Source organism: Parvibaculum sp. (genome assembly GCF_049672805.1).
Classification (GTDB): domain Bacteria; phylum Pseudomonadota; class Alphaproteobacteria; order Parvibaculales; family Parvibaculaceae; genus Parvibaculum.
In genome coordinates, this window is the sequence record NZ_JBATWS010000160.1 from 1 (window position 1) to 4,058 (window position 4,058).

At 60.1% G+C, this 4,058-nt stretch carries 4 protein-coding genes; 3 read left to right on the forward strand and 1 reads right to left on the reverse strand.

Going from position 1 to position 4,058, the window contains the following annotated elements:
• Positions 1–600, forward strand: a 600-nt coding sequence (locus tag WBF74_RS05155) for a histidine kinase dimerization/phosphoacceptor domain -containing protein (RefSeq protein WP_424436180.1), incomplete at its 5' end; no start/stop codon positions are given.
• Positions 601–812: 212 nt separating this feature from the next.
• Entirely contained in the window at positions 813–2,210 is a 1,398-nt protein-coding gene (locus WBF74_RS05160) for a porin (RefSeq protein ID WP_424436183.1), read from the forward strand.
• 91 nt (positions 2,211–2,301) lie between these two features.
• On the opposite strand, the gene WBF74_RS05165 is transcribed toward WBF74_RS05160, so the two are convergent.
• Positions 2,302–3,633 carry a spinster family MFS transporter gene (locus tag WBF74_RS05165; protein WP_424436186.1) on the reverse strand — a complete coding sequence of 444 codons (1,332 nt, stop codon included), beginning with the start codon at positions 3,631–3,633 and terminating at the stop codon, positions 2,302–2,304.
• A gap of 132 nt (positions 3,634–3,765) precedes the next feature.
• Between WBF74_RS05165 and WBF74_RS05170 the strand changes: the two genes are divergently transcribed.
• Positions 3,766–4,058 (forward strand): Ada metal-binding domain-containing protein (locus tag WBF74_RS05170; protein WP_424436190.1); only part of this gene is annotated, 293 nt, incomplete at its 3' end.

Genomic DNA, 4,058 nt, shown 5'->3' on the forward strand with positions numbered 1-4,058 from the left:
GCGCTGGTGCGCGAGATCAATCAACGCGTGCGCAACAATCTGCAGGTGATGAACAGCCTGCTCAGCCTGCACAGCCGCCGGGCGCGCACGCCGGAACAGGCGACCATCTTTCTTGATGTGCAGCGCCGCCTGAATGCGCTCGGCATTGTGCATACCGCCTTCTATCAGGGCGATGATTTCCGCTCGATTGATCTGTGCACATTGCTTCGGGATCTGTGTCAGTCGAGCGAGCAGCAATTCTCGAACGAATGGGGCAGCCCCATCATAACCATGCGCTGCCCGACACAGATATTTGCGCTGCCTGATGCGGCGCTGACACTCGCCTTCCTTGTGACGGAACTGATCGCCGAGGTGGCGGCTCAGGCATCGCCGAATGACTATTCCGGCACGCGCTTCGACTTCGAGCTTCTGCCGAATCCTGAGGGCGGTTCCATTCTCACCATGGCGGTGGATCGGCCTGTTCTTGCCGGTCTGATGGAAAACAGCCCTGATGAAAGCCATATCAAGCTTTTCCGCGGCCTCATTCGCCAGCTTCGCGCGAAGATGGACGTGAATGAGGAAAATGGCATCGTCACTGTAACGCTGCCGCCGCTCATCTGAGCCTTTGCGGCGAGGCCGCACCCCTTCCCGCCCGTCCCGCCTGCCACGATGCAACCGCGCCACAGTGCGGCGGTGTCATCTGGCCGTCACAAATCTGGGGCCGAACTGTCATACACGCCTGTTACTTGCCATCGCCATGGGGGTGCTCGCGGCGTGTGTCGCGTCGCCGATCCTGCAACAGAAGCTCTTTCATTGAACACGGAGACGTCCAGATGACGTTGAGAAACATTCTGCTCGCCGGCACGGCACTCGGCGCGGCCACCATATTTGCGGCTCCCTCGCTTGCTGCCAGCACCAGCCAGGCCGAGCTTGACGCTCTCAAGGCGCAGATCGAAGCATTGCAGCGGAAAGTTGACGATGTACAGATCCAGCACGGCACAGCCATCAAGTCGCTCGAAGAACGCAAAAGCGACGTTGAAGTGTCGCTGAAAGATGGCCGTCCCGTCTTCAAGTCGGCTGACGGCAATTTCACCTTCGGTATCACCGGCCGCGCCCATCTTGATGTTGGCGGCTACAGCATGAGCGATACCGACAAGACCAACATGATCGCCGCGACCGGTAATGCGGATGCGCCGCGCGGCAACGCGAACTTCCGCCGCGCGCGTCTCGGCTTCAACGGCACCTTTGCCAAGGATTTCGGCTACAACATCGAATTCAACTTCGGTGACAGCGGCACGGAATCGAATGCGCGTCTCTATGAAGCCGCCCTCACCTACAAAGGCATTGACGGTGTGAACCTCATCTTCGGTGCGACGAAGCCGAAAATGACGCTTGATGACTCGACCTCGTCGAACGACATCACCTTCATCGAACGTGCGACTGCGGTGAACCTCGCCATTTCTCCGGCGGCAGGCGAAGCGCGCATGACGGCGGGAGGCACCTACAATAATGACAATCTTTTCGGCGCGGCCTATTACACGATGGGCTCTGCTGGCGCTGGCACCGGTCAGGACGACTATGATGCGTCCAACGTCGTTGGTCGCCTCGCCTATGCGACCTCGCCGAAGGAAGGCGTGAACGTGCATATCGGCGCATCGGGCTCACACTCCTTCAACCTGCCGGGCGACAATATGCGCTTCCGCGACCGCCCGGAACTGCGCGTTGATGCCGACCGCTATATTGATGCGAACCTTGCCGGGCAGGCCGATACGGTTACCGTCTATGGTCCGGAACTCGCCGTGAACTACGGCCCCTTCCGCGCACAGGGCGAGTACTACCGCTACGATGTAAGCCGCCTTGCTGGCAGCGATGTGGATTTCGATGCCTGGTATCTGCAGGCCTCATGGATCCTCAGCGGCGAGTCCTATCGCTATGACATCAGGAAGGCCGCCTATTCCGGCGTGAAGCCGGCCAATCCGTTCGGCTTCGGTGGTGGCGGTGCCGGTGCGTGGGAAATCGCAGCGCGTTACAGCCAGGCCGATCTCAACGATACTGCCAATGGCATCTTCGGTGGCGAACAGCGTATCATGACTGCTGGCGTCAACTGGTACGTGAACAACAATCTCCGCTTCATGCTCAACTATGTCGATGTGGATGTTGATGATCGCGGTGCTGCCCAGCTCGATTTCGGCCATCAGGCCGTTGCGCTGCGCACGCAGTTCAACTTCTAAGTCTTACGACCGATCCTCGCAGATCGTCAGACGGCAAACCCCGGAAAGGAGAAATCCTTACCGGGGTTTGTTTTTTTGGCGGTGCCGCCACTCAGCCAAGGTGAGTTTTCACTTTTTCCAGATCGTCCTTCAGCGTGCGCGCGGCGAGGATGAAATGAATCCCCGCCCATGGCCACACCACCATGACGGTGAGCAGCGCATAGCGCAGCGACTCCTGCCCGTAAGCGGGCGTGTAAAGATCGCTGATAAGGCCCACTACCTGCGGCCCGAGGCCCATGCCGATCAGGTTCAGGATGAGGAAGAGAAGTGCGGAGGCGACGGCACGCATCCGCAGCGTGACAAGGGCCTGCGTCATCGCAAGACTCGGCCCGATATAGGCCGCGCCCGCAAAAGCCGGAACGACGAAGAAAACCAGCGCCCAATATTTGTCGGCCATCAGATACAAGCCGACAGAAAAGGGGAAGCAGACGAACATGATGATCGCGACGACCCACATGTTCCAGCGCACGTCACGCTTGCCATAACGGTCAGCCAGCCAGCCCGCCGCATAGGTGCCCGCACCGCCGACAAAGCCGATAATGAGCGCAAGCCATGTTCCGATCTCGCCGGGGCTCATTGCATAGGAGCGCATGAGGAAGGCGGGGATCCATGTCACACCGGCATAGCCGGCAAAGGCGGCCATGGCGCAGCCAAAAGCGAGATGGCGGAAGGAGCGCTGCGCCCAGAGAAGTTTCCACACTTCACCGAATTTCGGAGCTACTGCGGAAGCCTGCGCCGTGATGCCATCGGCATGGCCGCGCTGCGGCTCTTTCAGCGTAAAGCGCACGAGAAGTGCAATCAGAATGCCCGGCACACCGACGATGAGGAAGGCCGCGCGCCAGCCATACCACTGACTTACCCAGCCACCGAGCAGGAAGCCGACCAGAATGCCGATATTGATGCCGAGCGAATAAATGCCCATGGCAGCGGCGCGCTTTTCCGGCGGGAACATGTCGGAGATCATGGAGTGCGAGGGCGGGCTTGAGCCTGCTTCGCCGATACCGACGCCGATGCGCGCAAGGGTGAGCTGAATAAAGCTCGTCACAAATCCGCAAAGCGCGGTCATGGTGGAGAAGATCGCAATCGCCGCTGCCACTATGTTGCGGCGGTTTGCACGGTCGGCAAGCATAGCGATGGGCACGCCCAGAGTTGCGTAGAAAATCGCGAAGGTGATGCCGGAGAGAAAACCGAGCTGCGTATCGCTGACACCGAGATCCTGTTTGATCGGCTCAAGCAGGATGGCAAGTATCTGCCGGTCCACGTAATTCGCCGTGTAGCCCAGCATCAGCACGAATAGCGCGTAATTGCGATAGGCAGGGGTGAAGCCCTGCGGAGACGCAAACCCGCCCACGGCGCCCGGTGTGGCGCCAGCCCTGTCTGTCATTCTGTTCCTCCCGAATGATTCTCCGGCCGGCTCCCCCACCCGGATCATCTTGCGCTGTATTGCGGGCGAAAGCGTATCAGCGGGAAACGCGGACTTAAACTGCACAATCACGTGAGAGGCTCGTTTCTTTCGATGACGGCGGCGTCATGGAAAGCGGTGACGGCCATGTCCGATTTTGGCGAGCGGAAAAGGCGCGCCCGTCCTAGACTTCACCCCATGAACATCATCGACACATCGCTCCCGGAAGGCATGTCGCCTGCCGCCCCGCTTGATCCGGAGCGCTGCTACCGGGCGCTGGGCGCAAAGGATGCGCGGTTTGACGGGCGCTTCTTCGTCTGTGTCACGAGTACGGGCATCTACTGCCGCCCGGTCTGCCCCGCCCGTGTGCCGAAGCGCGAGCACTGCCTCTTTGTGCCGTCTGCGGC